The organism is Kitasatospora sp. NPDC091257 (assembly GCF_044757675.1).
GTDB lineage: Bacteria > Actinomycetota > Actinomycetes > Streptomycetales > Streptomycetaceae > Kitasatospora > Kitasatospora lactacystinica.
In genome coordinates this window covers 1-1493 of the sequence record NZ_JBIVVI010001658.1, presented here as the reverse complement: position 1 = coordinate 1493, position 1493 = coordinate 1, and the positions used below count along the sequence as shown (strand labels likewise).

Here is a 1493-nt window from a genome sequence, read left to right as displayed (position 1 = left end):
GGGCGCGGCGGGCGCGGGCCGGTCGGCGGCGGGGTTGACGGAGGGGCTGGCGGAGCCGTCGGCGAGGTCATCGGCAGGGGCACCGGCGGGGGCGTCGGCGGGGGCGTCGGCGGGGCAGGAGGGGCCGGCCGGGCTCGCGGGAGCTCCGGCCGGCAGCGGGGCGTTTCCGGTGGACGGTGGGGCGGCGGGTCTTGATGCGGTAGACCTGGAGGGGTGAGCGAACGAGTGACGGGGCCGGCGGAGCCCACCGTCGAGGCCTTGCGGCAGCGGCTGGTGGACTTCGCGGCGGCCCGGCGGTGGGAGCCCTTCCACACCCCGAAGAACCTGGCGGCGGCGCTGAGCGTGGAGGCGGGGGAGCTGCTGGAGATCTTCCAGTGGCTGACGCCCGAGCAGGCCGGCGCGGTGATGTCCGACCCGGACCGCGCGCACCGGGTGCACGACGAGGTCGCGGACGTGCTGGCGTACCTGCTGCAGTTCTGCACCGCGGTCGGGGTGGATCCGCTGGAGGCCCTGGCGGCCAAGATCGAGCGGAACGAACTCCGCTTCCCGGCGCCGGAGGGCGCGGTCGACAGCGGTGAACACGCGGTCGCCGACGGTGTAAACGCGGTCGGCGCCGGTGAAAATGTGCTCGGCGTCAACTCGGACGTGGGCGACCAACCCTTGTGAGGGAAGGAATTCATCCACAGCCCCCGACTTTTCCACAGCTTCTGACACCGTGGATGCGCGTCCGCGCTCTTCCTCGCACGCTTTCGCCGTGACCAGCCGTCGCCCCTCGGACCGCCCCTCCCGGCGGCCCGGGTCGACGGCGACAGCGAGCGAGGGGAGCGGTGGCCATGGAGGCGCTGCGACTGATCAAGACGGCCCGGCACGCCCTGGCCGAGGCCAGGCACGTACCGGACGTGCTGGCCGAGGCGCGGCAGGCCGCGCTGCTCACCGAGGCGGTGGGCGCCAGGCTGGCGGAGTCGGAGGACGAGGAGCTGACCGGGCTGGGGCAGCAACTGTCCGAGGCCGGGGCGCACGCGGCGGTCTGCCTGGACCGCTCCGTCGTCCGGGCCGCCCTGGTGAGCGGAGGCCGGGCGGCGCGGCTCACCGACCTGGGGGACTTGGCGCCGGCCCTGGGGGCGCTGGACGGATTGCTCCGGGACGTCGGCGAGACGCTGGTGGTGCTCGCCTGCGGGGCGGACACCGAGAGCCTCTACTGGACGTGCATCGACGGTGTGGACGCGGTGTCGGAGTGCAAGGACCTCACCGTACGGCTGCGTGAGGCGGCGGTCCGGGCCGGGGAGGCGCAGCCCGCGGCGCTCGGTGGGGCCGAGCGGGAGCGGGAGCAGGTCGGCGGCGGGGCGCCGTTACTGGTGGTCCGGCTCGGCCCGCCGGGCGACACCGGTCCGTCGGGCGGTGGAGGTGGAGGTGGCGGTGCCGCGAGCCGCAGTGGCTCGCCCTCCGGCGGCGGGGCCCCCCCCGGGGGGGGGGGGGCCCCGGGGGGGCCCCGC

Annotated in this window: 1 protein-coding gene and 1 pseudogene; both read left to right on the top strand. The window is 76.1% G+C overall.

The window, feature by feature from the left end; all coding sequences use genetic code 11:
• Positions 1–225: 225 nt before the first annotated feature.
• Positions 226–561 (top strand): annotated as a pseudogene (locus ACIQOV_RS41075) (nucleotide pyrophosphohydrolase); the annotation flags it as partial.
• Positions 562–833: 272 nt separating this feature from the next.
• A partial coding sequence (locus ACIQOV_RS41070) for a DUF6099 family protein (RefSeq protein WP_401056205.1) occupies positions 834–1493 on the top strand: 660 nt, incomplete at its 3' end.